The sequence below is a fragment of the Kitasatospora sp. NPDC030952 genome (assembly GCF_055571335.1).
In genome coordinates, this window is sequence record NZ_JBVIFM010000007.1 from 108,052 (window position 1) to 133,988 (window position 25,937).

Annotated in this window: 25 protein-coding genes; 15 read left to right on the forward strand and 10 right to left on the reverse strand. The window is 74.4% G+C overall.

The features are described 5' to 3' along the window. Window positions 1–194: 194 nt before the first annotated feature. The 4 genes from ACZ47G_RS15650 to ACZ47G_RS15665 all read left to right on the forward strand — a co-directional run bounded on the left by ACZ47G_RS15650 (window position 195) and on the right by ACZ47G_RS15665 (window position 2,983). Window positions 195–791, forward strand: a complete 597-nt coding sequence (locus tag ACZ47G_RS15650; RefSeq protein ID WP_380463949.1) for a helix-turn-helix domain-containing protein — start codon at window positions 195–197, stop codon at window positions 789–791. 66 nt (window positions 792–857) lie between these two features. Further along, window positions 858–1,757 (forward strand): signal peptidase I, encoded by a 900-nt coding sequence (gene lepB / locus ACZ47G_RS15655; RefSeq protein WP_465742840.1) that lies wholly within the window; start codon window positions 858–860, stop codon window positions 1,755–1,757. A 226-nt stretch (window positions 1,758–1,983) separates the two neighbouring features. Next, window positions 1,984–2,226: a hypothetical protein gene (locus tag ACZ47G_RS15660; RefSeq protein ID WP_465742842.1), complete on the forward strand. Its 243-nt coding sequence runs from the start codon at window positions 1,984–1,986 to the stop codon at window positions 2,224–2,226. 97 nt (window positions 2,227–2,323) lie between these two features. Further along, a complete protein-coding gene (locus ACZ47G_RS15665; RefSeq protein ID WP_465742844.1) occupies window positions 2,324–2,983 on the forward strand; it encodes a double zinc ribbon domain-containing protein in 660 nt (219 codons plus the stop codon). A gap of 115 nt (window positions 2,984–3,098) precedes the next feature. Here the strand turns inward: ACZ47G_RS15665 and ACZ47G_RS15670 are convergent, their stop codons facing one another. Next, window positions 3,099–4,748, reverse strand: a complete 1,650-nt coding sequence (locus tag ACZ47G_RS15670; RefSeq protein WP_465742846.1) for an LCP family protein — start codon at window positions 4,746–4,748, stop codon at window positions 3,099–3,101. A 220-nt stretch (window positions 4,749–4,968) separates the two neighbouring features. On the opposite strand from ACZ47G_RS15670, the gene ACZ47G_RS15675 reads away from it, so the two are divergent. The 3 genes from ACZ47G_RS15675 (at window position 4,969) to ACZ47G_RS15685 (ending at window position 7,453) form a co-directional block, all read left to right on the forward strand. Then, the gene (locus ACZ47G_RS15675) at window positions 4,969–5,355 is read left to right on the forward strand and encodes a hypothetical protein (protein ID WP_465742848.1); all 387 of its coding nucleotides are present in this window, start codon (window positions 4,969–4,971) and stop codon (window positions 5,353–5,355) included. 194 nt (window positions 5,356–5,549) lie between these two features. After that, window positions 5,550–6,752 (forward strand): trans-sulfuration enzyme family protein, encoded by a 1,203-nt coding sequence (locus ACZ47G_RS15680; RefSeq protein WP_465742850.1) that lies wholly within the window; start codon window positions 5,550–5,552, stop codon window positions 6,750–6,752. A gap of 71 nt (window positions 6,753–6,823) precedes the next feature. Beyond that, window positions 6,824–7,453 carry a hypothetical protein gene (locus ACZ47G_RS15685; RefSeq protein WP_465742852.1) on the forward strand — a complete coding sequence of 210 codons (630 nt, stop codon included), beginning with the start codon at window positions 6,824–6,826 and terminating at the stop codon, window positions 7,451–7,453. A 28-nt stretch (window positions 7,454–7,481) separates the two neighbouring features. On the opposite strand, the gene ACZ47G_RS15690 is transcribed toward ACZ47G_RS15685, so the two are convergent. Then, entirely contained in the window at window positions 7,482–9,308 is a 1,827-nt protein-coding gene (locus ACZ47G_RS15690; protein WP_465742854.1) for a PP2C family protein-serine/threonine phosphatase, read from the reverse strand. A 183-nt stretch (window positions 9,309–9,491) separates the two neighbouring features. Between ACZ47G_RS15690 and ACZ47G_RS15695 the strand changes: the two genes are divergently transcribed. Then, window positions 9,492–10,364 carry an SDR family NAD(P)-dependent oxidoreductase gene (locus tag ACZ47G_RS15695; protein ID WP_465742856.1) on the forward strand — a complete coding sequence of 291 codons (873 nt, stop codon included), beginning with the start codon at window positions 9,492–9,494 and terminating at the stop codon, window positions 10,362–10,364. 300 nt (window positions 10,365–10,664) lie between these two features. Continuing rightward, the gene (locus ACZ47G_RS15700; protein ID WP_465742858.1) at window positions 10,665–11,885 is read left to right on the forward strand and encodes an ROK family protein; all 1,221 of its coding nucleotides are present in this window, start codon (window positions 10,665–10,667) and stop codon (window positions 11,883–11,885) included. Between the two features lie 190 nt (window positions 11,886–12,075). Here the strand turns inward: ACZ47G_RS15700 and ACZ47G_RS15705 are convergent, their stop codons facing one another. Then, window positions 12,076–13,266 carry a S1 family peptidase gene (locus tag ACZ47G_RS15705; RefSeq protein WP_465742860.1) on the reverse strand — a complete coding sequence of 397 codons (1,191 nt, stop codon included), beginning with the start codon at window positions 13,264–13,266 and terminating at the stop codon, window positions 12,076–12,078. 321 nt (window positions 13,267–13,587) lie between these two features. On the opposite strand from ACZ47G_RS15705, the gene ACZ47G_RS15710 reads away from it, so the two are divergent. Then, window positions 13,588–14,130, forward strand: coding sequence for a hypothetical protein (locus tag ACZ47G_RS15710; RefSeq protein ID WP_465742862.1), 543 nt, complete (start codon window positions 13,588–13,590; stop codon window positions 14,128–14,130). Window positions 14,131–14,138: 8 nt separating this feature from the next. Here ACZ47G_RS15710 and ACZ47G_RS15715 read toward each other — a convergent pair whose 3' ends face one another. The 3 genes from ACZ47G_RS15715 to ACZ47G_RS15725 all read right to left on the reverse strand — a co-directional run bounded on the left by ACZ47G_RS15715 (window position 14,139) and on the right by ACZ47G_RS15725 (window position 16,059). Then, complete coding sequence (locus tag ACZ47G_RS15715; protein WP_465742864.1) at window positions 14,139–14,786, reverse strand: thiaminase II/PqqC family protein; 648 nt, start codon at window positions 14,784–14,786, stop codon at window positions 14,139–14,141. A gap of 163 nt (window positions 14,787–14,949) precedes the next feature. Continuing rightward, window positions 14,950–15,348, reverse strand: coding sequence for a hypothetical protein (locus ACZ47G_RS15720; RefSeq protein ID WP_465742866.1), 399 nt, complete (start codon window positions 15,346–15,348; stop codon window positions 14,950–14,952). Between the two features lie 138 nt (window positions 15,349–15,486). Next, window positions 15,487–16,059, reverse strand: coding sequence for a DUF6817 domain-containing protein (locus ACZ47G_RS15725; protein ID WP_465742868.1), 573 nt, complete (start codon window positions 16,057–16,059; stop codon window positions 15,487–15,489). Between the two features lie 301 nt (window positions 16,060–16,360). Between ACZ47G_RS15725 and ACZ47G_RS15730 the strand changes: the two genes are divergently transcribed. Next, entirely contained in the window at window positions 16,361–17,290 is a 930-nt protein-coding gene (locus ACZ47G_RS15730) for an NAD(P)H-binding protein (protein WP_465742870.1), read from the forward strand. Here the strand turns inward: ACZ47G_RS15730 and ACZ47G_RS15735 are convergent. From ACZ47G_RS15735 to ACZ47G_RS15750, 4 genes are all read right to left on the reverse strand, one after another. Further along, entirely contained in the window at window positions 17,282–17,647 is a 366-nt protein-coding gene (locus tag ACZ47G_RS15735) for a hypothetical protein (RefSeq protein WP_465742872.1), read from the reverse strand. The genes ACZ47G_RS15730 and ACZ47G_RS15735 overlap by 9 nt on opposite strands. 885 nt (window positions 17,648–18,532) lie before the next feature. Beyond that, a complete protein-coding gene (locus tag ACZ47G_RS15740; protein WP_465742874.1) occupies window positions 18,533–19,405 on the reverse strand; it encodes a ketopantoate reductase family protein in 873 nt (290 codons plus the stop codon). 110 nt (window positions 19,406–19,515) lie between these two features. Continuing rightward, window positions 19,516–20,262, reverse strand: a complete 747-nt coding sequence (locus tag ACZ47G_RS15745) for a hypothetical protein (RefSeq protein WP_465742876.1) — start codon at window positions 20,260–20,262, stop codon at window positions 19,516–19,518. A 26-nt stretch (window positions 20,263–20,288) separates the two neighbouring features. Further along, window positions 20,289–20,807 carry a hypothetical protein gene (locus tag ACZ47G_RS15750; protein ID WP_465742878.1) on the reverse strand — a complete coding sequence of 173 codons (519 nt, stop codon included), beginning with the start codon at window positions 20,805–20,807 and terminating at the stop codon, window positions 20,289–20,291. 566 nt (window positions 20,808–21,373) lie between these two features. Here ACZ47G_RS15750 and ACZ47G_RS15755 point away from each other — a divergent pair. The 4 genes from ACZ47G_RS15755 to ACZ47G_RS15770 all read left to right on the forward strand — a co-directional run bounded on the left by ACZ47G_RS15755 (window position 21,374) and on the right by ACZ47G_RS15770 (window position 25,821). Further along, complete coding sequence (locus ACZ47G_RS15755) at window positions 21,374–22,084, forward strand: HEAT repeat domain-containing protein (protein WP_465742880.1); 711 nt, start codon at window positions 21,374–21,376, stop codon at window positions 22,082–22,084. 111 nt (window positions 22,085–22,195) lie between these two features. After that, on the forward strand, window positions 22,196–22,969 hold the full coding sequence (locus ACZ47G_RS15760; RefSeq protein WP_465742882.1) for an ABC transporter ATP-binding protein: 774 nt from the start codon (window positions 22,196–22,198) through the stop codon (window positions 22,967–22,969). A gap of 5 nt (window positions 22,970–22,974) precedes the next feature. After that, window positions 22,975–24,366 (forward strand): FtsX-like permease family protein, encoded by a 1,392-nt coding sequence (locus ACZ47G_RS15765; protein WP_465742884.1) that lies wholly within the window; start codon window positions 22,975–22,977, stop codon window positions 24,364–24,366. Between the two features lie 210 nt (window positions 24,367–24,576). Next, window positions 24,577–25,821, forward strand: a complete 1,245-nt coding sequence (locus ACZ47G_RS15770; protein ID WP_465742886.1) for a sensor histidine kinase — start codon at window positions 24,577–24,579, stop codon at window positions 25,819–25,821. The last annotated feature ends 116 nt before the right edge of the window (window positions 25,822–25,937 follow it).

A 25,937-nucleotide genomic window follows, 5' to 3' on the forward strand; every position in this document is an offset into this window, starting at 1 on the left:
GACTGGAAGAGCGGAATCCGGGAAGCCGGAGACGGGGGCCCGGTGGCGATCGGCGGATCGTCACCGGGCCCCCGCCGTGCGCCTCCCCGCCGTGCGCCTCCCTGCCGTGCGCCTCCCCGGCGAGGGGCCCGGGACGAGCCGTCACCGGTGTGCCGGATTGACAAACACCCTTGCCGTCCCGGCGAATAGCAGGCATGGCCGACGAAGAGTTCGAGAACGTCCTCACCACGGTGGGCCCCCGGCTGCGGGCCCTGCGCCGGGAGCGTGGCACCACGCTCGCCAAACTGGCCGCCGCGACGGGCATTTCACTCAGCACGCTGTCCCGGCTGGAGTCCGGGCAGCGCAAGCCGACCCTGGAACTGCTGCTGCCGCTGGCCCGGGAGTACCGGGTGCCGCTGGACGAACTGGTCGGCGCACCGGCCACCGGCGACCCGCGGATCCACCCGCGCCCGGTGACCAGGAACGGTCAGACCATCGTGCCGCTCACCCGTCACCTGGGCGGTCTGCACGCGTACAAGCACATCGTGCCGCCCGGCCGGAACAGCGGGCCCGAACTGGAGTTGAAGGTCCACGAGGGCTACGAGTGGCTGTACGTGCTGTCCGGCCGGCTGCGCCTGGTGCTCGGCCCGCACGACCTGGAGCTGACGGCCGGTGAGGCCGCCGAGTTCGACACCCGGACCCCGCACGCCTTCGGCAACGCCGGTCCGCAGCCGGTGGAGTTCCTCAGCCTGTTCGGCCCGCAGGGCGAGCGGATCCACATCAGGGCGCGCCCGGGAACCTCTGTTCGGTAGGTTCGTTCCCGACAGGGGGTCTCCGCTTCGGGCTCCCACCCCAGGCCATCGGGAGGGGCCGATCACATGAGTGTGCAGCAGAGCACGGAGTCCGGCGAGAGCGACGGAACCGAGGAAGGGCCGACGGCCGGGCCGGAGGCGGCGGCGGAGGCCGGTGCGGAGCCCGGGGCGCCCGCGAAGCCGGCGCGCAAGAAGCGCCCGTTCTGGCAGGAGCTGCCGATCCTGCTGGTGATCGCCCTGCTGCTCTCGCTCGGCATCAAGACGTTCTTCGTGCAGGCCTTCTCGATCCCCTCCGGTTCGATGGAGAACACCCTGCAGATCGGCGACCGGGTGTTGGTCGACAAGCTCACCCCGTGGTTCGGCGCCGAGCCGGAGCGCGGCGAGGTGGTGGTCTTCCATGATCCGGGCGGCTGGCTGGAGAGCGGTCCGACGACCAGCTCCGGCGGCTTCATGAACACCGTCCAGAAGGCCCTGAGCACCGTCGGCCTGATGCCCTCGGCGGACGAGAAGGACCTGATCAAGCGGGTGATCGCGGTCGGCGGAGACACCGTCGAGTGCAACGCGGGCAGCCCGGTGAAGGTCAACGGCGTGGCGCTGGACGAGCCGTACGTGTTCCCCGGGGCGGCGCCCTGCGACAACGACCCGGTGGGCACCGTCACCGTGCCGAAGGGCAAGCTCTGGGTGATGGGCGACCACCGCAACAACTCCCGGGACTCCCGCCCGCACCACCTGCTCACCGGGGACGGCTTCGTACCGGTGGACGACGTGGTCGGCCGGGCCTTCGTGGTGGCCTGGCCGATCTCAGACTGGTCGACCCTGCCCGTCCCGGACACCTTCGACAAGGTGCCCTCCAGGGCCGCGGGCACCCCGCTGGAGACGCCTCCGGCACCGGCGGCGCTCGCCTTCGCGGGGGTCGTGCCGATCGCGCTGTGGCGGCGCCGTCGCTCGCGGCGCGCGGCGGGCTGAGCCGGACGGCTTCGCCGGAACTCCGGCGGCCGTGTTCTACACGGCTGTAGAGTTCCGGTGACGGGCCGTGGCGCCGGGCGCGGCCGTGCCGGTCGGTCCGAGGTCCGAGGTCCGAGCGGTTGGTCCGGGCAATCGGCCCGCGCGGTCGGTCCGTCTGGTCGGTCCGTGAGGTCGGGCTGGTCGGTCCGTGTGGTCGGTCCGTGTGGTCGGGGCAGGAGGCGGAGCCGTGGTGGACAGTCCGGGCGGCCCGTCGGTGGATCCGGCCGACTCCGAGGTCCGGTGGGTGTACCAGCCGGTCGAGGTCGACCTCGGTGACGGCGCCTGGGCGCCCGGCCGGATCAGCGGCTGGTGGCAGGACCCGGCCGGGCGGAGCTGGTGCCGACTGCGGGTCTGCCGCGGCGGACTGCCCGCCGACTGGCGGCCGTTCGACCCCGAGCGGGTACGGCTGCTACCGGCCTCCGGGTTGTGAAGAGAGTGTCAGAACTTCTTGGCGGAACCGTTCGAGGGCCCGTGTCGTCCCTGGGAGCGAACGCCGACGAGGCCACTCTTCAGCAACCGGGGACGACGTGAGTTCCGAGATCAACTTCAGCAACAACTACCGCGACCTGTGCGAACAGCACGGCACCGGAGCGGGCTTCCAGTTCGAGTTCTCCTGCTACCGCTGCTCCGACACCTGGCGCTCGCCGTTCGAGCGGTTCACCACGGGGCAGGTGGCCGGCTGGATAGGCAAGGGCGTCAGCGCGGCCTGGAACCTCATCGGCGGCAACGCCAACACCATCAGCAACGCGGCGGACGGCCTGGCCGGCCAGACCTGGGGCACCGCGCGGGACGCCGCCTTCCAGCGCGCGATCGACAACGCCCGGCCGCACTTCAGCCGTTGCGCCCGGTGCACCCACTACGTCTGCGGCCGCTGCTTCAACCCGGAGCAGGGCCTGTGCTTCGGCTGCGCCCCGGACACCGCGGCCGAGGCGGTGGCGGCGCAGCGGCGCGGCCTCAACGACATGGTGACGGACCGGGCCTACCAGGTCGGTCAGCAGTCCGGTGCGGAGTACGACGTCCGCACGCCGCGCCAACTGGTCTGCCCGCAGTGCCGGACGGAGACCCACGGCACGCCGTTCTGCCCCGGCTGCGGCTTCAAGCTGGCCCAGCCCGTCCAGTGCGGTCAGTGCCACCAGGACGTGCCGGAGGGGGCCGCGTTCTGCCCGTCCTGCGGGACGAGGCGCTGAGCGGCCGGTAGTCGGTGGCCACCACCCGGTAGCCGGTGGCGGCGACGGGCGGGGCGCCCGCGGACACCTCGTCCGCGGGCGCCCCGCCCGTTCGTCCGTTCCCCCGGTGGCCGGCTCAGCCGTACGACACGTTGGCACACGGGTCGTCGTCCGCCGAGCGGGCGGTGCCGCTGACGCTGGTCGGCAGCGGCGCCGGGGCGCTCGGGGCGCCGGGGGCCGCGGTGGCGCCGGAGGCCGGAGCGGCGGCGAAGTCCCGGCCGACGACCACGCTCAGGCCCCTGCCGCCGGGCTCGACGGTCGCCCCCGGGAAGAGCTTGGCGAGCGCCTCGGCGGCGGTGCGCTCACCGGTACCGTACTCGACCACGGTGGTGCTGCGGGCCTTTCCGGCCGCGTTGCCGATGGTGGTGACGGTGTAGCCGGCGCCCTTGACGGCCTCGGCCGCCTTGCTGCCCACACCGCCCTCGCCGGTGCCGTTGAGCACGGCGACCTTGATGTCGTTCTTGGCGGCCGCGGTGGGGGAGGGCGTGGCCTCGGCGGCGGGCGGGGAGCTGGGCGCGGCGGAGTCGGTGGCGGCCGGGCTCGGGGCGCTGGCGTCCTGGCCGTCGATGGTGCGGTCGGCCTTGAGCGCGGCCCAGAGCTGGTCCACGTCGGGGTGCACCAGGGCGACCCGGGGGCCCTCGTAACGCCAGGGCGCGGTCAGGAACTTGACGTCGTGCAGGTTGACGTCCTTGACCGACATGGCGAAGGACATCAGCTTGGCGGCCGAGCCGAGGTCGGGGTCGACGGTCAGCGACTTGGTCGCGGCGTCGGCGAGCGGCAGCAGGGCGGTCGGGTCCATGCCGCGGGACTTGACCTCCTTGATGAGGGAGGACAGGAAGGCCTGCTGGCGCTTGGTGCGGCCGATGTCGGAGCCGTCGCCGATGCCGTGCCGGACCCGGACGTAGTCCAGCGCGGACTGGCCCTCGACCTTCTGCTTGCCCTTGGCGAAGATCAGCTTGCCCTTGTGGCCGAGGTTGGGGTTGAGGTCCCCCTCGTAGACGTTGTTCGGCAGGCAGACCTCGACGCCGCCGACCGCCGAGGTCATCGCGGCGAAGCCGCTGAAGTCCACCACGATGGTGTGGTCGACGCGCAGGTTGGTGAGCTTCTCGACGGCGTTCTGGGTGCAGGCCGGGTTGCCCTGGTCGGTGTTGCCGACCGAGAAGGCGCTGTTGAACATCACATTGGTCTGCTCCTTGGTCCACTTGCCGTTGGGGAGCTTGCACGGCGGGATGTCGACCAGGGAGTCGCGGGGGATCGAGATGCCGACGGCGTGCTTGTGGTCGGCGTAGATGTGCAGCAGGATCGCGGTGTCCGAGCGGGCGCCGGCGTCCCCGCCGCCGCCCAGGTCGCTGTTGCCGTTGCCGCGGCTGTCCGAGCCGATCAGCAGGACGTTCACCGGGGTGCGGCCCTGGGCGTCCGGTGCGGCCGCCTCGGGGCGGTCCTTGCTGAGGGCGTCGCCGTCGAAGGTGGTGATGTTGCTGTTCAGCCGGTAGTAGACGGCGCCGCCGGCGAGCACCAGCAGGGCGGTGCAGCCCGCCGTCACCCAGAGCACCTTCTGCTTGGTGCTGCGCTTGGGCTTCGGCTTGGCCCGGCCGGTCGGCCGGGCGTCCGATATGTCCTTGCCCGAACGGCCCTTGTCCGCACCGGATCCGCGGTTCGCCGCTCGGCGTCCACCGGCCCGGCGCGACGAATCCTCGGTCTCGGTGGAACCCCTGCGACCCGACACGGCGTCATCCTCCACAGTTGCCACGGAACCCCCGTTGGAGCGGTGGCTTGCGTGGTCCTGGGTTGGATTCGATCCGGGTCGGCCCGTCGCTAAACTTTTACACCGCTGTAGAACTTTCAGAGGAGCATACTAGGCGCAGATGAGAAAAATACTGGTCAGACCATGAGAGATGGTCGACCTGGTCTCATCTCCGTCGCTCCGTACTCGCACGAGGAGCACGATGACTCACCGGATCGCACGTTCGATAGCCGGCGCCCTGGTGGCACTGCTGGCCGCCGTCGGCCTCAGCGCCGCAGCGTCGAGCGCGACGGCGGTGGCCGCACCCCGGACCGTCGCGACCGCGGCCGCCGCCCCGACCGGCGGGGCGCAAGCCGTCGGGGCCCCGGCCGCCGGCCTCGCCGTCGGCGCCCCCGCCGGGGTGCGGCAGGCCGCGGTGAAGGACGGCGCGGTCCAGCAGCTCGCGGCCAAGCAGGAGAAGAAGAAGTCCGGCTTCTTCGCCAAGCTCGGCAAGTTCCTGCTGGTCGTCGTCATTCTGATCATCCTGTTCATCATCCTGGTGATCTGGGGGATCGTTCACCTGGTGCGGAAGATGTTCCGGCGCCGCTGAGGCAAGGCGCTGGCTCGCTGAGCAATTGGGCGGCTGAGTCGCTGTGTCGCTGAGTCGCTGTGTCGCTGAGCGGCTGAGTCGCTGAGTCGCCGAGCCGTTGTGGCCCGCCCCGGGAGCCGAAGCAGCGCCGGGGCAGGCCACTTGGCCGCGATTGGCCCTGTCCCGGCCGGGCCGGGCGCCCCAGCATGGGCGGCATGAGCGACCTCACCCCGAATTCCGACGCGCTGCGCCCCGAGAGCCGGATCGTCCACCCGCCGTCGGCCGGGCTCGGCGGCGGCCGGCCGATCGGCATCCCGCTGCACCAGAGCCACCTGTTCGCCTTCGAGAGCAGCGACGCGCTCACGGCCGCCTTCGCCGGGCCCGACGCCGGCTTCGTCTACAACCGCTACGGCAACCCGACCGTCCGCTCCCTGGAGGACGCCGTCGCCGACCTCGAAGGCGGCACCGGCGCGCTCGCCACCGCCTCCGGCATGGGGGCGATCAGCACCGTCCTGCTCGCCCTGCTGCGCTCCGGCGACCACCTGATCGCCCAACGGAGCCTGTACGGCGGGACGTTCGCGCTGCTGGCCGACCTCGCGGAGCGCTGGGGCGTCGAGGTGACGCACGTCTCGGGCACCGACCCGGACGAGGTGGCCGCGGCGCTGCGGCCCACCACCCGGCTGCTGCACCTGGAGACCGTCTCCAACCCGACCACCCGGGTCACCGACCTGCCCGGGCTGATCGCGGTCGCCAAGCGGGCCGGGGTGCTGAGCATCGTCGACAACACCTTCGCCACCCCGCTGCTGTGCCGGCCGATCGAGCACGGCGCGGACGTGGTGGTGCACTCGGCCACCAAGTACCTGGGCGGCCACTCGGACGTCCTCGCCGGGATCGCCGTCTTCGCCGACCCCGGACTGCACCGGAGGGTGTGGCAGTACGGGACCGAACTCGGCGCCAGCGCCGACCCCTTCGCCGCCTGGCTGACCTTGCGCGGCCTGCAGACCCTCGCCCTGCGGGTCCGTCGCCACTGCGACAGCGCACTCGACCTGGCCACTCGGCTGGCCGCCCACCCGGCCGCCGCCGCCGTCCACTACCCGGGCCTGCCCGGGCACCCCGACCACGACCTCGCCCGCCGGCTGCTGCCGCAGGGCCACGGCGGCGTCCTCGCCTTCGACCTGGCGGGCGGACGCGAGGCGGCCCGGGCCTTCACCGAGTCCGTGCGGCTGGCCGCGCTGGCACCCTCGCTGGGCGGCGTCCACACCCTGGTGGTCCACCCGGCCAGCACCTCCCACCGGCAGCTGTCGGACGCGGAGCTGGCGGCGGCGGGGATCGGGCCGGGGACGGTGCGGGTGTCGGTGGGCATCGAGCACCCGGAAGACCTCTGGGCGGACATCGAGCAGGCCCTCGCGAAGGCGTGACGCCCGGCCGCCCGGCCGCCCGGGCGTTATCCGGGTGCGCCGGTACCCGTGGCCCGGGCACGATACGGGCCGTGGGAACGGACATCCGGGGCTTCGTGGAACGCCGCGCCTGGGCGGCCGACGGCGGCGGGACGCGCTGGCAAGCGGCGACCGACCTGGAGCTGCTGGGCATGATCAGGGACTACGCCGGCTTCGCCTGCCTGTTCGGCGTCCGGGGCCTCGGCGACCACTGGCGGCCAGTCGTCGACGCCCGCAGCCTGCCGGAGGACGTCTCGGACACCGCCCGTGCCGGGCACGCCTCCTGGGGCGCGGCGGCGTTCGGCGCCACCTGGCTGGGCTGGGCCGAGGTGCTCGCGGTGGACCGGGACGAGCCGGCCCTGCCCCCGGCGATCAGGATCGCCCGGTACCGGCGGCTGCCCGACGGCTCCCTGGAACCGGTGCGCCGGGAGGACTGGAGCCGGACCTTCGCCCGGGCCGCCGGGATCGACAGCCGTACCGTCGACTTCGGCCGCCTCGGCGAGCGGTGGGCCGAGGGCACCGAGTGGGACGCCGGCCCGCTGGTCTTCCGGGCCGAGCGCGACCGGCGCCGCGACGCCGTGCCGGCGGACGGGCCGTGGCAGCCGGTCTGGACGGTGGTGCGGGCCCCGGCGGAGGTGCACGGGGAGGAGCACGTCCGGCTGATGGTCTGGTTCGAGGAGTAGCTTCGAGGAGTAGCGCGGCCGGGGCCCGTCAGCGGGCCTTGGGGCGGGCGGCGAGGAGGGCGATGTCGTCCTCGGCGGCGGGGGCCGGGGGTGGGACGAGGGAGTGCAGGACGGCGTCGAGGAGGTCGTCGAGGTCGCCGGTGGCGGGGAGTCGGAGGGCGGCGAGGCGCTCCAGTGAGGTGTCGATGTCCTCGTGGCGGCGCTCGACCAGGCCGTCCGTGTAGAGGAGCAGCGTCTGCCGGGGGACGAGCGGGTGGGTGGACTGCTCGTAGCCGCCGAGTCCGGTGCCCAGTGGTGGGCCGGTGGGGACCCGCAGTAGTTCGGTGGGGTGGTCCGGGGTGATCAGTGCGGGCGGAAGGTGGCCGGCGCTGGAGAGCGTCCAGCGGGCGCGGCCCGGGTCGGCGAGGACCAGCAGGCAGGTGGCGGGCCGGGCGGTGTCGTCGGCGGAGATGACGTGGTCGAGCTGGCGCAGGATGCGGTGCGGGGGCAGGTCCATGCCGGCGATGTCGCGCAGCGCCGAACGGTAGTGGCTCATGTCGACGGCGGCCTCCACGCCGTGTCCCATGACGTCGCCCATGGCCAGCAGGGTGCGGCCGAAGGGCAGCCGGACGGTCTCGTACCAGTCGCCGCCGACCACCGAGCTGCTGCCGGAGGGCAGGTAGCGGGAGGCGAGGGAGAGGTTCTGGTGCGGGCTGCCGGGCTCGCGCAGCAGGGCCCGCTGGAGTTCCAGTGCGATGCCCTGGGAGCGGGTGTAGCTGCGGGCGTTGTCGATGCCGGTGGCGGCCCGGGCGGCGAGGTCGCCGAGCAGGGCGGCCTCGTCGGGGGTGAAGGCCGGGGTGGCGGCGGTGCGGCCGAGGGTGAGCAGCCCGACCAGCCGCCCGCGGGCGGCGAGCGGCAGGACGAGGAGGGAGGCGGTGCCGGCCGGGCAGGCGTCGGCGGGGCCCGGTTCACTGAGCACGGCGACGCCGGTGGCCAGGCTGCGGGCGGCGGCGGTGCCCTCGCGGTGGCGGACGGACTCGCCGGGGCGGGCCAGTTCGGCGAGGGCGGCGGTCAGTTCGGGTACGGCCCGGACGGCGGCGCGGTGCAGCCGTTGCGCGCCGCCGCGGCCGGGGCGGGTGGGTTCGGACTCGGGCGGCAGCACGTCGACGGTGGCCAGGTCGGCGAGGCCGGGGACGGCGAAGGCGGCGAGTTCGGCGCTGGTGGTGTCGACGTCGAGGGTGGTGCCGATCCGTTCGGCGGCGGCGTCCAGCAGGGCGAGCCGGGCGCGGGCCTGTTCGAGTTCGTGCCGCTGCTCGCGGGCCGGGGCCGGGTCGTCCAGGACGGCGACGACGAGGCCGGTGGTCCGTCCGGCGTGCCGCAGCGGGCGGTAGCGCACTCGGAGGCCGGGCGGGACGGGGGAGCCGGCGCCGTCGGGCCCGCCGGTGACGTGTTCGCGGTCGTGGCCGTCGGCGAGGACGCGGCGCAGGGTGGCGAGGGCGCCGGCGAAGGCGGTGGTCTCGGCGGCGCGGCCGAGCAGGTCGGCGCGGCGCAGTCCGGTGACGGCGGTGAAGGCGGGGTTGAGGTAGCGCCAGCGCAGGTGTTCGTCGAGCAGGGCGACGCCGATCGGGGCGGCCGCGAGGACGTCGCGGAGCAGGTCCGGGTCGGCGCCGGGGTGGTCGCCGCCGGGACCACCACCGGGACGGTCACCACTGGGTTGGTCGCCTCCGGGACGGTCACCACTGGGGTGGTCGCCTCCGGGGCGGTCGTCGCCGGTGATCGAGCCGAGGCGCGCGGCGAGGGCCGCCGCGGTCGCCGCCAGGGAGCGGGCGTCCGGGGGCGGGGTGCCCTCTGCTCGGTTGCCGTGCCGGAAGTGCATAGGTCCATGATCACGCGTCGGGGCGCGGCACGCCCATGACCGGATGAAACCTTGACTGCCCGGAGACGTTGTCGCAGCGAAACGGCGGCCGGTTGCGTGCACGCACACACACTTGTAGGGTGCGTGCACACGCACACAGTCTTCGGCTCTCGGGCTCGGCCCGGAGGCCGGGAGGAGGGCCCCATGGCAGTCACCCCGATGAACGGCACCCGGATCGTCCTGATCACCGGCACCTCCTCCGGGATCGGCCTGGCCGCTGCCGTGGCCGCCGCCGGCGCCGGCTGGCGAGTGGTCGCCACCATGCGCGACACCGGCCGGGCCGGGGACCTCCTCCGTGCGGCGGAGCAGGCCGGCGTCGCCGAGCTGATCGAGATCGAGCGACTGGACGTGACCGACCCGGCCTCCGTCGCGGACTGCCTGGACGTCGTCCTCGAGCGGCACGGGCGGCTGGACGCGGTGGTCAACAACGCGGGCGCGGGCTTCGTCGGCACCATCGAGCAGGACGGCCTGGCGCCGGTGCGCGCCGCGATGGAGATCAACTACTTCGGCGTGGTCGAGGTGACCCGGGCCGCGCTGCCGCACCTGCGGGCCGCCGGCGGCCGGGTGGTCACCGTGACCAGCGTCGGCGGGGTGGTCGGGCAGCCCTTCAACGAGGCCTACTGCGCGGCCAAGTTCGCCGTCGAGGGCTTCATGGAGTCGCTGGCGCCGGTCGCCGCCACCGTCGGCGTGGCCGTCACCGTGGTCGAACCCGGCGCGGTGGCCAGCGAGTTCATCGGAAACCAGGGCCTGGACGTGCCCGCGCTGGTCGCCGCCGCCGGCCCGTACGGACCGGCGCTGCAGGCGTACGTCGACCGCACGCTGAAGGCCTTCGGAACCGCCCAGACCCCGGAGGAGGCGGCCGCGCCGATCGTCGAGGTGCTGACCGCCGACAATCCGCCGCTGCGGGTGCAGACCTCCGAGGCGGCCCGGGCCTTCGCCGGGGTCAAGCTGGCGGACCTGGACGGCTCGGCGGTGCGGACGATGACGGGCGGCTGGGTCGGCTCCGTAGAGGCCTGACCCCGGGACGGCGGCCGGGCGGGTTCGCTCGACGGGCGTCGGGTGGTCACCGGTCGTCCGTCGTCCGTCGGGCGTCGGGTGGTCACCGGTCGTCCGTCGGGCGTCGGGCGTCGGGTGAGCGCCGGTCATCCGCCGGGCTCGGGCGTCGGGTGATCACCGGTCATACTTGGGCGGCGGCGTCAGACACCGGATGCCGCCGGCGGTGCCACGGCGCCGCTCGCAGCAACGGACCGCCAGGAGCGGTGCGTCGGCGACGGGCCGCCAGGAGCGGCGCGTCAGCAGCCCAGACCGGAGGAACCGATGAGCCCCCACCAGCCGACCAGTCGCCCGGCGGCCGGGGCCCCAGGGGTGCCGTGGAACCGGCAGCGGCTGCGCAGCAACAACGAGTGGCTGCTGCTGGAGCTGCTGCGCACCGGCGGGGGCACCTCGCGCGCCCAACTGGCCCGGGACACCGGCCTGTCCAAGCCCACCGTGTCCGCCGCCCTGGCCGAACTGGAGCAGGCCGGGCTGGTCCGCGAGGCCGGGCGGGTGGCCCCCGAGCGGGGACGCACCGCCGTCCTCTACGAGGTCGACCCGACGGCCGGGCACGTGCTCGGCGTGGACGTCGGCCGGGCCCGGCTGCGGGTCGCGGTGGCGGACCTGGCCGGCACCGTGGTCGCCCGGCGGGACGTGCCCAACCGGGGCCGGACGGCGGACGCCGTCGCGGACGCCGTGGTCGCCGCCGCCCACGAGGCCACCGCCGAGGCGGGCCTGGTGCCCGACGACATCGTGCACGCGGTGATCGGCACGCCCGGGGTGTGGGACGAGGAGCGGCGCGGGGTGCGCTACGCCACCAGCCTGCCCGACTGGGGCCGGCCGGGACTGTTCGACCGGATCGGCGAGGGGCTGGGCGCGGCCGTGACCGTGGCCAACGACGCCAACCTCGCCGCGCTCGGCGAGTACACCCTGGGCGCCGGGCGGGGCAGCCGGATGTTCGCCTACCTGCTGGTCGGCACCGGGCTCGGGGTGGGCGTGGTCAAGGACGGCGAGCTGCTGGTCGGCGCCCACGGCGCGCTGGGCGAGATCGGCCTGGTGCCGCTGCCCGCCCGACCGGGCGAGCCCGCCGGCGCGACCCTGGAGCAGGAGGCCGCGGCGGACGCGGTGGTGCGGGCCGCACGGGAGTTCGGGCTGGAAGGCAGGGGCGGCCGGCGGCTGACCGCCAAGCAGGTCTTCGAGCGGGCCCGGGCCGGGGACGACGCGGCACTGCGGGCGGTGGAGTGGGAAGCGGACCGGCTCGCCTACGCGGTCGCGGTGCTCTCCGCCGTGCTGGACCCGGACCTCCTGGTGCTCGGGGGAGGCATCGGCAGCAGCTCCGACCTGCTGCTGGAACCGCTGGAGCGGGCCCTGGGCCGCTTCGCCCCGATGCGTCCGACGCTCGCACCGAGCCTGCTGGGGGAGGAGGCGGTGCTCCTCGGCGCGGTCTCCACGGCGCTGGAGACCGCCCGCCCCGAGGTGTTCGAGCGTCGGACGGCCGGGCTGTGAGGCCAAGGGCCGGTGGAGCTGTGGGGCTGTGGGGCTGTGGAGCTGTGGGGCTGTGACGCCGGGGTCGGCCGGGCTGTGAGGCCGGGGCCTTGGCGGGTTCCGGGGCCGGTGAGTTCCGGGGCCGGCGGGTTCCGGGGCCGGTGGGCTCCGGGGGATCCACCGGCCCCGGACCGGTCGCCCGGTTGCCCGGTCAGCCCGTGGCCAGGGTCAGACCGTAGGTGCTGAGGATCGGGTTGACCGGCTGGAAGTAGGTCTCACCGCCCGAGGTGCAGTCGCCGGAGCCGCCCGAGGTCACGCCTTGGGCCTGGTCGCCGGAGATGAACGAGCCGCCGGAGTCGCCCGGTTCGGCGCACACGTTGGTGCGGGTGACGCCGTAGACACTGCCCTCCTGGTAGTTGACGGTGGCGTTCTGCTCCTCGACGGTGCCGCAGTGCCAGCCGGTGGTGGAGCCGGAGCGGCAGACCGAGCCGCCGACCGACTGCTCGTTGGAGCCGGCCACCGTCACCGCGCCGCCTTGGTAGTCGTTCACCTGCGGCTGGGCCGTCCAGTCGGAGCCGGCCGCCACCCAGGACCAGTCGTTGCCGGGGAAGGTCGAGCCCTGGAAGGTGCCGATCGAACTGCCGTCGGAGGCGGCCGCGTTGGAGCCGGGCTGGCCGCAGTGGCCGGCGCTGACGAAGCCGGGCTGGCCGTTCTGGGTGACCGGGAAGCCGATCGAACAGCGGGCGGCGTTGTCGATGTAGTAGGCGTCCCCGCCGTGCAGGTCGGCGAGCGGCCGGGGCGCTTCGGTGGCCCGCTCGATCCGGACCAGCGAGCGGTCCACGCCCGACCGGTCCAGGAAGGCGGCGGTGCGCGCGTCGTCGGCGGACCGCACCACGACGGTGTTGGCGCGGACGTCCACGTACCAGACCGGGGTGGCGTCCGGTGCGGCGGCCGTGGCGGCCCGGTCGAGCGCCTCCTTGGCCCGGTTCAGGGACTTCAGCGAGTGCTGGACGACGGCGGCCCGGCCGCCGTCGGCGGTGATGGTCCGGGCGGCGGAGGCGTCCGTGGTGGCGACCACCAGCTCGGCCCGCGGCCCGTCGACCCAGGCGCCGGCCCAGCGGTCGCCGAGCGCCCGGGTGAGGGCGCTGCGGACGGCGGCGGCCCGGCCCTCCCGGGTGAGCCGGTCGGCGGCGGCCTGCGGGGACAGCCCGAGGTCGCGCTGCATCGCGTGCAGCAGGGCGGGCGGTACGGCGGCGGCGCGGGCGGAGGCGGGGGCTGGGGCGGGGGCGGCCAGGGCGGCGGCTATGGACGGGTCGTCAGCGGGGGCGCTGACGGCCGGGGCTGCGGTGAGCGCGACGGTCGCGAAGGCGGCGGCGACGGCGAGCGCACGGAATCGGAGCATGGGGTCTCCTCGTACGGTGTGGGGGTTGCCGGAACCGTAGCGATCCGCTTGTGCTGGCGGGAACATGTCATAACGCCCCGCGCTCCGGCGCTATACCCCCTGCCGACAGGCCGTGGCCGCCCGCCCGCAGCCGTCGGGTTCGTGGCCGTCACGTTCGGCTGCCGCGTTCGGCCGCCGCGTGTCAGTCGTCGCTGCTGGTCGTCACGTTCGGTGGTCGGAAGATCTCGATCTGCCAACGAGTGGGGAAACCGTGGTCGCCGCGTGTGCGGGCTCTGCTTGAATCGCACGCCTCACCCATACGGAACGGAGCGTTCTTCCCTCATGGCTTCACCGATACCCGGGCGTCGCCGGGCGGCCGGCCTGGCCGGATTCGCCGGACTCGTCCTCACCGTCGGCCTGGCGCTGACCGGTTGCGACCCGTCGGCGGCGGACGGCAAGGCGACGGCCTCGCCCACCGCCGCCGTGTCCGCCACGCCGACCGTCGCCGTCTCCTCGGCACCGTCCTCGCCGGTCGCGCCGCCGCCGGTCGCCCCGACGCAGTCCGCGCCGCCGCCGGTCGCCCCGACGGAGTCCGCGCCGCCGTCCGCCGCCCCGCCGTCCGCGCCGACCACCGGGCACCCGCAGACGGCGGCCGCCAAGCCGCAGCCCAAGGTGACCACCGCGCAGCCGCCGACCGACCCCGAACCGCAGCACACCCAGGCGGCGGCCGACGGCTCGGGCTGCGAGATCCGCTCCAACGCGGGCAACTGCTACGCGGCCGGGCAGTTCTGCCGCGACGCCGACCTGGGCCGGAGCACCCACGACGCCGGCGGACGGGTGATCTACTGCCGGATGGTCAGCGGAAAGCCGCACTGGCAGGCCTGAGGCCGGGCTCAGCCCAGGGTGTCCCAGAACAGGTGCTCGTAGGCCTGGAGCAGCAGACCGTACTCCCGGGCGGTGGCCAGGGTGTGGTCGTCCAGCGGGTCCGGCCCGAGGGCGTCGGCGGCCTGCTGCTCCAGACCGGTCGCCGGCTGGGCGAAGAAGTCGAAGAACGCGCAGGCCTCGTCCGAGAAGCCGTGGTGGCGGCGCAGCGCCCGGCCGACGGTGGCGCAATAGCGGCCCCAGGCCGCGAAGTTGGCCACCAGGGCGGCGGCCGCGGCGGGCGGCGGACTGTTCAGTGCCAGCCAGGCGAGGTAGGCCGGGTAGGCCTGGCAGCCGGCCAGCGGTGCCCGCGCGGCCACCGCCCGGCTGTCCAGCCCGCAGGCGGCGGCCAGGGCCGGCAGGGTGCGCAGCGCGGCGCTCTCGCCGTCGGCGAGGGTGACGAACCAGGCGCCGAGCGGCCGGTCGGCGCAGCGGGTGGCGAGCAGCAGCAGGCTGCGCCGGTCGGAGGTGATGATCCGGCGCTGCTGGGCGGCGAGTTCGGCCACCGCGCTGAGCGGGGCGGCGCCCTCGGCGAGCGCGTTAACCAGCCCGGGGGCGGCGTCGCCGGGGGCCAACTCGGCGCGCAGCCGCTGGATCTGGTCGACGATCGAGTGGTTCACCGGTGCCTCCGGGGTGGGTTCGGTCCGGTGCCCATTCCTATCGCCTGGGGGCGGCGGGGCGGTGGCGACAGGCCGGGAGCGCCGGATCGGCCGGCGCTCCCGGGCCGTGTGGCGCGGTGGTGACAGGGTGCCGACGTGTCAGGGTGCCGGAGGTGCCCGGGTGTCAGGCTCCGGCGCAGGCCTTGGTCAGCTCGCCGGCCGCGTCGCCGATCGGTCCGAAGTCGGGTGACTTGCCCTTGGACACGGCGGTCTGGGCGTTGTCGACGGCCTTGGACAGCTTGTCGGCGGCAGCGTCGACCTTGCCGTCACCGTCCTTGCGGATCTGCTTGATGTCGTCGCGGATCTTGTTCAGGGCCGCGACGGTGTGTTTGCGCCGGCTCTCGTCGGTGATCTGGCCGACGTTGAGCGCCGAGTCGGCGAGGTCCTGGACATCGCCGGTGAGGCTGATCGCCCGCTTTCCGCAGTCGAGGGCCTGATCGGCGTTCTTGCACGCGGTGAACAAGGGCGCCGCCACGAGCAGTGCGATCGTGGCGGCGGCCAGGCGGTACGGCTTGGTTGTCATGTCTGTATCCCTCCCGCCTTCGAGAACGCTCGGTACTCGTGCGGTGGTTCCGGCATGACAGGTGAACGGCCGCCAAATGCTGTTCTGCCGGTCAGTAGTTGACGAATAGTCAACTTCCTCTGCTCATAGGCGTCGTGTTCATCGACTCGGCCAGGACTGCCAGGACTGCCAGACGTGCCAGCCGGCGATCGGCAGCAACTCCCGGGTGCGGGAGAACAGTTCGTACAGGCTTGGCCCGTAGCGAGTGGCCAGTTCGGCGTTGTGGCGGAGCACGTCGAGTTCGTTGGCGGCGGTGATGGCGAGGAAGGCCCGGAGGTCCTCCTCCGGCGGGGAATGGTCCTCGCCGGTGAACCGGTCGTGGAACACCGGCTCGTCGTCCCGCCCCAGGCGCGGGTAGACGGCGGCCCGCCCGCAGCTCGCGTACAGGTAGACGAGCGCCTCGGCGCGCTCGCCGATGACCGCGGCCAGGGCGCCCCGCTCGTCCAGCGCCAGCAGCGCCCCGTCGAACCCGTCGGTCCCGTACGCGGCGTGGCAGAGCCCGGCGACCTGGACGGCGGAGTCCGCGCCCCACTCCGCCAACAGGGCCGCCACCCGGGACAGGTGCTCCAGCAGGGTGCCGCCCGGATGGGGGATCCGGTCGGCCTCGTGGGTGCGCAGGAACTCCTCGACATGGCTCCACGCGGGAGCGTTGTACTGGTCGACTGACGTCACCCGAGGAGTTCTACTCCTGCGACCGACCGCCCCGCAACCGTGCCCGGCCGCTCGGCCGGGACCGTCCTCGAACGTGGGCGGTTGCGCGCGACGGGCGCGGCCTCACGGGTCCGCGCCTTCCTGCGGACGCGCAGCCCGTCGGCTCGGGCGCCCGAGGCACCCAAGAAAGATTAACCAGGTTGCACTTTTAACCAGGTAACGATTTGATGGGGAGGGGCTTCAGGCAGACATTCCCGACGCGGGCATCGTCCTGGCGCTCGCAGCCGATGACCCCGCTTCACCGCTCAACGGACGGCACGGTGTGCTCCGCGCGCCTGCCCAGGACACCATCGAGGCACTCATGAACCCAACCCACACGCCGCCGGTGCTCGTCACCGGGGCCACCGGCCGGATCGGCCGCGGAGTCATCGACCAACTCGTCAGCGCGGGTGTACCGGTCCGCGCCCTCACACGTCGTGCCGAAGCGGCGGCGACGCTGCCGACCGGCATCGAAGTCGTCACCGGTGACCTCACCGTGCCCACATCTCTCGACCGGGCGTTGCGAGGCGTCGGCGCCGTCTTCCTCCTCTGGACCGCGCCGCCGGCGACCGCTGCGGCCGTCGTCGAGCGTTTGGCGGCCCACACTCGGCGCGTGGTCCTTCTCTCCTCACCGCACCGGACACCCCACCCCTTCTTCCAGCAGCCGAATCCCATGGCGGTGCTCCACGCCGAGATCGAGCGACTCATCGCGGCCACCGGAATCGAGTCGACGATCATCCGGCCGGGGATGTTCGCATCGAACTCCGTGGCCTGGTGGGCACCTGCCATCCGCGCCGGCAAGGTCGTCCGGTGGCCCTACGGCGCCGCCGAGACCGCACCCGTCGACGACCGTGACATCTCGGCCGTCGCGGCGCGCACGCTGTACCAGGACGGACACGCCGGCGGCGACTACGTCCTCACCGGGCCCGAGCCGCTGAGTCAGGCGGCACAGGTGGACATCATCGGGAACGTCCTCGGGCGACCGACCAGGTTCGAGGAGCTGTCGCCGGACGAGTTCCGCAGCGAGATGGCGGGAAAGGCGCCGCGTCCGGTCGTCGACATGCTGCTCGCCGCATGGGGCGCAACGATCGGAAGGCCCGCCTTCGTCACCTCCGCGGTGTCCGACGTCCTCGGAGTGCCGCCGAGGTCATTTCGGCAGTGGGCCGCCGACCACGCGGGCGCGTTCGAGCAGGGCCCGACCCCGTCAACCTGATCTCCGGCTGAGCCGCTGCCGTTCCGATCTTGAGGGGGCTGGGAAGCCGAGGGCTTCGTTGTCGGCATTGAGGTCCGGTTCGGGCAGCGAACGCGACATCTCGTGGACCGAGGTGTGGATCTGTGCCCGCAAGCGCTCCGGCGTGTCTGACCGGGCGAAGACCGTCACCCGGACGCTCAAGGACGGATCGACGGCAAGGGCCTCGCAGACCGACGGCGGTACGTCGGGATGCCGGGCCAGCTCGGCGCGCACATGGCTGTCCGGATCCTCGGCGAGCCTCTGGAGAGTGTCCGCGTCGAGAACGGCGTGAATCACCGCGTCCGCCCGAGTCACAGGGTCCGCCAACAGCGCCGGCACCAGGTCCGAGGGCGGTATCGGATACGGCCAACACGCGACGTAGGTGGAACATCCCGCGGCACGGACCGTGGCCGCGGGATCGACCAGCAGGATCCGGCGGACCGCTTCCGGTGCTTGTGTCCAGTGCCTCGCCGGCGTGGTGCGGACCGGCCGTGCCGCCGAGCGGACAGCCGCCGGATCATCGGTGTGCCGGCAGGGCGGGATTCACCGCCAACCCGTCCAGCACGGCGTCGGGTGCACCGGAGTCAGGGCGTCAGCGTCCATGCGGCCAGGATGTCAGGCGGTCTCGAACCGACGTTACCGGGCTCCGGCACACACCGGTCAACGCTCGCTCGACGGGTGAGACGCAACAGACTGCCGAGGTGGTGGCGGTCATGCCTGCATCGTCGACGAGGATGCCCGGTGCTCACCCCGTTCCCAGTCCCGTGACGGCTCGTGGCTTCACTGATGCCGACGGCGCCTCTGACCGCTTGTCCGTGGCTCGTTGGACCCTCGTCTGGCCAACTCACCCGGCGGGGCCGACTGATCGTTCTCAAGGCCATCATGACGCCCCGAGAACGATCGGTCAGCGGCAGACCGAGTAACCATTGCCGACGGACTGCCGCTACTGACATCCCGGACGCTGCCAGGTAGTCAGATGTTCGTGGAGAACGAACAGCGGCTGACCCCGCGCGGGTGCTGCTGACGGCGTCCCGCTCGCGCGCCGCCCGGGGACTGCGGCCAGGCCCCCGGGCTCCGGCGCCGACCGCTCCACCGTTCCGAACCGGGAGAGGTAGTGCCGTCGTAGGTACGGCGGGGGCCGGAGCCTCGGGGTCTCGGCTACGGGCACGACAGCGCACGGCCTGTCTGCCGGTACTGCTCACGCAGCTTCGAGCCGCCGGCTCGTCAGGAGAGTTCCCGCACCAGCCGGGCGATGGTCGGGGTGGGGACGGAGTGGGCCTCGGCGGCCCGCAGGACCGCGCCGCCGATGGCGTCGAGTTCGGTCGGCCGGCCCGCTTCGACGTCGCGCTGCATCGAGGACCTCATCGCCCCCGGGATCCGGTCGAAGGCGGCGAGCAGCGTCGGCAGGTCGGCCGGGGCGCCGACCGCTGCGGTGACGGCGGTGATCTCGGCCAGGACGGCGAGGAGTTCGTCCCGGTGCTCGGTGCGTACGACGCCGATCTCGTCGGCGTGCCGGGTGGTCAGCAGGGCGAAGGGTGCGAGGAAGGAGAGCTTGCTCCAGAGCACCGCCGTCTCGTCCTCGCGGAGCGTGACGTCCAGCCCGGCGTGCCGCAGCTGATCGGTGAACTCCTCTACGGGCGCGGCGAGTTCGATCGCCGCGAACGGGCTGGCGTGCTCGATCCGGCCGGGTGCGGTCCGGGTGGCCTCGACCCGGATGGTCCCGGCCACCACCCGCCCGGCCGGGTAGCGCTCGTGCAGCAGAGCCATGTGGTCCAGGCCGTTGAGCAGCGGCACCACGATGCCGGTGCCGAGGGCCTGCGGCGGCATCCGGTCGAGCGCGGCGGCCAGGGCCGTCTCCTTGACGGTCACGAAGGCGGCGTCCACCGGCTCGCGCAGCTCGGTCGCGGCCTCCACCCGGGCGGTGAACTCGCCGAACTGGGTGCTGCGCACGTGCAGTCCGTCCCGGGCGAGTACGGCCGCGGTCTGCTCGCCGGCCAGGCAGATGACGCGGTGGCCGTCCCGCGCGAGCAGGCCGGCGATCAGGCCGCCGACGCCGCCCGGGCCGAGGACGGCGACGGTGAGGGGGGTGGTGGTCATGCGAACTCCTTGTGGGGTCGGGAGGGGTGGAGAGGTGTCGGAAGGGATCGGAGAGGAGGGGGTCGGTGGGCGCGGGTCGGTGCCGCTAGGTCCTGTCCGGCCGGACAGGCCTAAGGGATCTCCCAGCAGAAGCGGCCCTCCAGGCCGTCCGGGCTGAGGAAGCCGGTGCCGACGCCGTAACCGAAGTTGAGGAAGTACGGGTCGTCGTCGTCCGGGGCGTCGGACAGGGAGAAGAGGTACTGCCAGGGCGCGGGCACCCGGGCCTCACCGTTGGGGAAGGACGGGAGGCCGCCGAGGTGGTCGAAGACGTGGCCGCCGTCGGGGAACCGGACCTCGGGGCCCTCGTGGCGCAAGTACCGCTGGAACGCGGCCCGTTCGTCCATCGAGCGGTCCAGTTCGGCGGACAGCGGCAGCAGGTCGAGGTGGAACTCGACCGGCGTCGTCACATCGCTCCCGGGCTCGTGGCGCCAGAGCGTGCGACCCCGGGTGCCGGGCGGGCCGATCACGGCGAAGGACGGGATCCGGCCGCCCGGCTGGACGAGCAGCACGCCGTCCCCGGCCTCCGGGGCCATGCCGCCCATGATCTGCTCGACCTCGGCCAGGAAGAGGTACGCCAGCCGCAACTCCTCGCCGGGGACCGGGAACTGGCCGATGAACACCAGGGGCTCGCCGGTGCCGGGGGTGAGCGGCCAAGTGGGCTCGGCCAGCCAGCAGGGCTCGCCGCCGAGTTTGGGGACCGGCGCGGTGATCGGCCGCTCGGCCGGGCGCGCGGACAGCTCCAGTCGGGGGAGGAAGGCGGCGTCGTGCGGGCCGGTGGCGGTGCCGGTCGGGTACGGGGACGGGTCCGGCGGGGTCATCGGGGACGGGGATGCGTCCGGCGGGGTCATCGGGTGGCCTCGGGAGCGGTGCCGTGGAGGGAGACGAAGTCGAAGTGGTAGGGCGCCTCGTGGCGCGGCTTGCGGCCGGGCTCCGGCCGGGGTGGGCGACCGGCGTCCGCGCGGAGGTGGAGCGGGCCGTGGCGCAGGTTGCCGTGGTCCGGGTCGGGCACGGGCAGGCCCTGGGCGCGCAGGGCCTCGGCCAACTCCCGGGCCGGCCAACCGAACACGTCGATCCCGAAGTAGCCGACGGGGCAGGCGGGCCGCTCGTCGCGCGGGTTCCGGTTCACCCAGACGCCCGCCAGAGCGTCGTCCTGGTGCGCGGAGAGCGTGACGTTCACACCGGGGAGCCGGAAGCTCAGGGCCCAGCGGGTGCCGCAGACGAAGGTCGGGTGCACCCCACCCGGCAGCAGCTCGCCGTGCGGGGCCAGCAGCGCGAGCACCGCTGCCTCGGCGAGGCCGAAGCGCAGTTCGGGCAGCGGGGCCGGCAGGCGGACGCCCTGGCCGGGGAGCAGGTCGATGGTCACCTGATCATGATTCCTCCTCGGCGGCCCGGATGGGAGCCGGTTTTCTGTGGCGGGGATCACGGGCCCGGGCGGGGCTGCCGGGGGCCTGTCGGGGCGGGGGCGGTTGGGGGCTGTCGGGCTCGGGGTGGCCGGGTTGGGGTCCGGCCGTAGGTGGCGGGACCGTCTGCGCGGGGCGGTTCCGTTGGCGGTTCCGCTGGCGGGGGAGCGGATGGTGGGGGATCAGGTTCCGGTGGACGCCCGGCTGGTGGCGGCGGTCGGGCCCGGGGCGAGGAAGCGGTGCGGGCGGCGCTGGGCGCGGGGCCGGACCCCGACGCGTGGGGCGGGGACGTGCTGCCGGTGCTGTGCGCGGCGGTGGCCGGGTTCGACCACGCGGTGGCCCACGCCCTGGTCGGGCGGGGCCGCCGATCCGGACCTCCCGCTGCCGTACGGGACGACACCGCTGCTGCGGGCCGTCGACCTCGGCTCGCCCGCGGTCTTCGGGGCCGTCCTCGGCAAGGATCCCGCGGGCAGTCGGCCTGCCGCAGCGTCCTCGGGCGGCGGCCCGGCCGGGGACCTGGGAGGCGCTGATGGCGTACCGGCGGCACCCGGACCCGGACCACCGCCGGTTCGTCGCCTCCTTCCTGCAGACCGACCGGCTCGGGGTGGTGGACCCGCCGGACCCGTCGCTCGAAGCGGAGGAGAACGAGCTGCTGGTGGCCTGGGCGGGGGAGGAGCCGGAGGCCGAGGTGCAGGTGGAGGTGCTCCAGGCGCTCTCGGAGCGCGACCACCCGGGCCGGGAGGCCGCGGCGCTGCCCCACCCCGGCCACCCGGACCGGTGGGTTCGCGGGATGGTGCCGCGGTGCGTCGAGCCGATCGGTGTGCCGCTGTCGGCGGAGGCCGCCGGCGGCCTGCTGCGGCTCGCTCGAGACCGGTGGCCGCTGGTCCGGGCCGCCGTGGCCCAGGTCTTCGAGTACCGTCCGCTGCCGGCGGAGTTCAGGACCGTCATGCTCGAGCTCGTCCGGGACGAGGACTCCCGGGTGCGGCTCGCGGCCGGGGCCGTCCTGGCACGGTCGGAGGACCGGACGGCCGAGGTCACCGCCGCCCTCGCCGGGCTGCTGGACGAGGTGGAGCAGCGGATCCGGCTGGTGGGCGCGTACGGGCTCGCCCGGCGGGACGACCCGGGGACGGCGGCGGCGGTCCAGCGGGTCGGACCGCTCCCCTGGGCGGAGTACCAGTACGACTCCTGGGCGTACGCGATCCGGAGCTGGGAAGCGCGGAACCGGTCCGAGGGGGCGTAGGGCCAGTGGGCGGCGGGGCCTAGCCCCACCTGCGGGGTTCGGTTTTCCGAACCCCGGATTGGGGTGCCAGCACAATCGACCGGGCGGTCCCGGATGTCCAGGATTGGGGGCATGAACGGGATGACCACAGCCGCCGTCGGGGCGGCGCACGAGGGAGTGACGGGTGCGGCGCTCAGCGGCGAGGGGCTGCACCGCGAGTACGGGCGCGGCACGACCGCGGTCCGGGCGCTGCGCGGGGTCTCGGTGGCCTTCGCGCCGGGCACCTTCACGGCGGTGATGGGGCCCTCGGGCTCGGGCAAGACCACCCTGCTGCACTGCCTGGCCGGGATGGACCGCCCCACCCGGGGCACCGTCCGCTGGGGCGGTACGGAGGTGTCCGGCCTGCCCGAACGGCGACTGGCCGAGCTGCGGCGCACCAGGGTGGGGTTTGTCTTCCAGGCCTTCAATCTGATGCCCGCGATGACGGTCGCGCAGAACGTCGAACTGCCGGGGCGGCTCGCGGGGCACCCACCGGAGCGGGCCCGGGTGCGGGAGGCGCTCGCCCGCGTCGGGCTGGCCGGACGGGAGCACGAACGGCCGGGCCGGCTCTCCGGTGGCCAGCAGCAGCGGGTGGCGATCGCCCGCGCCCTGGCCGCCCGGCCGGAGGTGCTGTTCGCCGACGAGCCCACCGGCGCCCTCGACCGGGCGACCGGGCACGACATCCTCGACCTGCTGCGCGCGGGCGTGGACGAGGACGGGCGGACGTGCGTGATGGTCACTCACGATCCGGTGGCCGCCGGCTACGCGGACCGGGTGCTGCTGCTGGCCGACGGCACGCTGGTCGACGAACTGGTCCGGCCGACGGCCGCGCAGGTCGGCGAGCGGCTGAGCCGGCTGGGCGGGTGAGGGCGATGCGTGGCTCCGTGCCGGCCCTGGCGGCCGGTCAGATCAGGCGCCGACCGACGGCCTTCGCCGGGCTCGCAACGGCGCTGTTCCTGGCGGTGGGGGCGGTGACCCTGTTCGGCTCCCTGGTCGCCGCCGAGCTCACGGCCCCGGCCGCGGTGACGAGGGCGGTGGTGGCCGGGCCGGGGCTGATGGTGATCGCGGGGGCGTTCGGTGAGATCGCCGTCCTGGTCGCGCTGTTCGTCGTGGTCAACGCGCTCGGCTTCACGCTCCGGCAGCAGCACCGCGACCTCGCCCTGCTGCGGACGGTCGCGGCGACGCCCCGTCAGATACGGCGACTGGTGCGCCTCCAGGTCACGGCGACCGTCCTGCTGGCGGCCGTCCCCGGCGGTGCGGCGGGCCTGCTGGCCGCCCGGGCCTTCCTCGACGCGCTGCAACGGCGCGGGATGGCCGCGCCCGGCCTCCGGATACCGGCGACGCCGGTGCCGGTGCTGACAGCGCTCGCGGTGGCGCTGCTGGTCGGCCTGGCGGCCACCGCGTTCACCGTCCGGCGGATCACCCGGCCCGCCCCGGCGGCCGCGCTGACCGACAGCGCGGCCGGTCAGGCCCGGACGGGCGTGGTGCGGCTGCTGGCCGGTGTGGCGGTGCTCGCGGGCGGCGTGCTGCTGCTGCGGCTGGCCGCCGGCCGACCGGCCGGGGAACTGGACAAGGCAGGGCAGGCGGCCCTGCTCGGTTCGCTGGTGCTGATGGTCGCGGTCGCGCTGCTGGGGCCGGTGGCGGCCCGGCTGCTGGCGACGCTGCTCGGCGCCCCGGCCCGGGTGCTGCTGCCCAGGGTCGGCTGGCTGGCGGACGCCAACCTGCGCGGCTACGCGGTCCGGCTCTCCTCGGCGGTGGTCCCGGTCGCCCTGCTGGTCGGTCTCGCCACCACCATGCTGGTCCTCACCGGTACGGCGGAGCAGGCGGCCCGGGCGAGCGGGGCCACGACCAGCGTCACCAAGGCGAGCGACGTCTGGCTGCGACAGGCGGAACTCGGCCTGCTGGTCTGCTTCGCGGCGGTCTCCACCGTCAACACCCTGGTCGCGCTGACCGCCGATCGGCGCCGCGAGTTCGCCCTGCTGCGGCTGGTCGGGGCGACGCGGCGGCAGCTGCTGCGGATGCTCACCGTCGAGGCCGCGCTGACCACGGCCGTGGGCGTGCTGCTCGGCTCAGCGGTGGCGGGCGCGGCGACCGGGGCGTTCAGCCGGGCCGTCACCGGCTCGGTGGTGCCGGTGGTGCCGTGGGCGGCCTGCGGCTGGGTGGTCGCGGGGGCGGCGGTGCTGACGGTGCCGGGGATCGTGGGGACGGGGCTCTGGGCGGTCGGAGGGCGTGCGGTGGAGGAGGTGGCGGGGGAGTGGGGGTGAGACGGGCGGTGGGCACGGGGGCCGGAGTGGTTCGCCGGGCCGTCATCGGGTCGGTGGCGCCGGTGCCGCCGAAGGCGGTGTGGGGTGGAGGAGGTTGCGGGAGAGCGGGGGTGAGGCGGTAATGGTGCCGGGTGGTTCGGGCGTGCGGCCGTTCCGGTGGTGACTGGGGGATGCTGGGGGCCGGTTGATCGGTGGATGGTGAGGCGTGTGGTGAGTCGTCGGCGGTGGCAAGGGCTGTCGGTGCGGGGCGGCGAGGTGGCGTTCGCCGTCCTCGGGCTGCCGCTCGGAGTGCTCGGCGGGATCTACGCCGTGGCCGTGCTCTACGCGGGGGCGCTGCTCTCGCTCACCGTCCTGGGGTTGCCCTTCGTCGTCGCCGCCCTGGCCGGGGCCCGGGGGATCGGTGGACTGCACCGGGGGCTGGTCGGGCGACTGCTCGGCGAACAGGTCCCCGTACCAGCGCCGTTGGCGCGCCCCTCGGGGCTGCTGGCGCGGGGTCGGGCGGTACTGACCGACCCGGTCGCCTGGCGGTCGCTGCTCTACCTCCTCCTCCGGCTGCCGCTCGGAGCGCTCGGCTTCCTGGCCGCGGTCGGGCTGCCGCTCAGCTCGGTGTGGCTGATGGGCTTCCCGCTCTGGGTACGGCTGTTGGAGCCGGGCCCGCGGCCGATCGACTGGCTGGACGTCGCCGGGATCCCGGTCGGCCTCGCGGTGCTGGCCGCCGTACCGGCCGCGCTGCGCGCCCTGAGCCGCGCCAACCGGGCGCTGGCCCGAGCGCTGCTGGGGCCGGTGCGCTCGCAGCAGCGGGTGCGCGAGCTGGAGGCCGCCCGCGTCACGCTGCTGGCCGAGGGCACGGACCGGCTGCGGCGCCTCGAACGCGACCTGCACGACGGCACCCAGGCGCAGCTGGTCGCGCTCGCCATCACCCTGTCGCTGGCGGACGACGCCCTCGGCGGCCCGGCGGCCCCCGGGACGGACGCCGGCCCCGACCTCGGGCGGCTGCGGACCCTGGTCGACCGGGCGCGCGGGCAGACCGACGAAACCATCACCGGGCTGCGCCGCCTGACCCGGGGCATCCACCCGGTGGCGCTGGACGCCGGGTTGGCCGAGGCGCTGCCCGGGCTGACCGCCACCTCACCGGTGCCGGTGGCGCTCCGGCTGGACCTGCGGGAGCGGCCCGCGGAGGTGATCGAGCGGGCCGTGTACTTCTGCGCGGCCGAACTGCTCACCAACGTGGCCAAGCACAGCGGCGCACGGTCCGCCGGGCTGACCGCGAGCGCGGTCGACGGGAGGGTCCGGCTGACGGTCCGTGACGACGGGCACGGCGGCGCCGCGATCGGCGCGGGTACGGGCTTGGCGGGGCTGGCCGAGCGGCTCGCGGCGGTGGACGGGGTGCTGCGGGTGGACAGTCCGCGTGGCGGGCCGACGGTCGTCACCGCGGAGCTGCCGAGCAGCTTGTGACGGGGGAAGGAGGACGGGGGACGGGGCCGGAGCTGGGGTCGGGGCTGAGGCTGGGGACGGGGCTGGAGCTGGGGTCGGGGCTGAGGCTGAGGACGGTGTGCCGGGCAGGCCGGCGG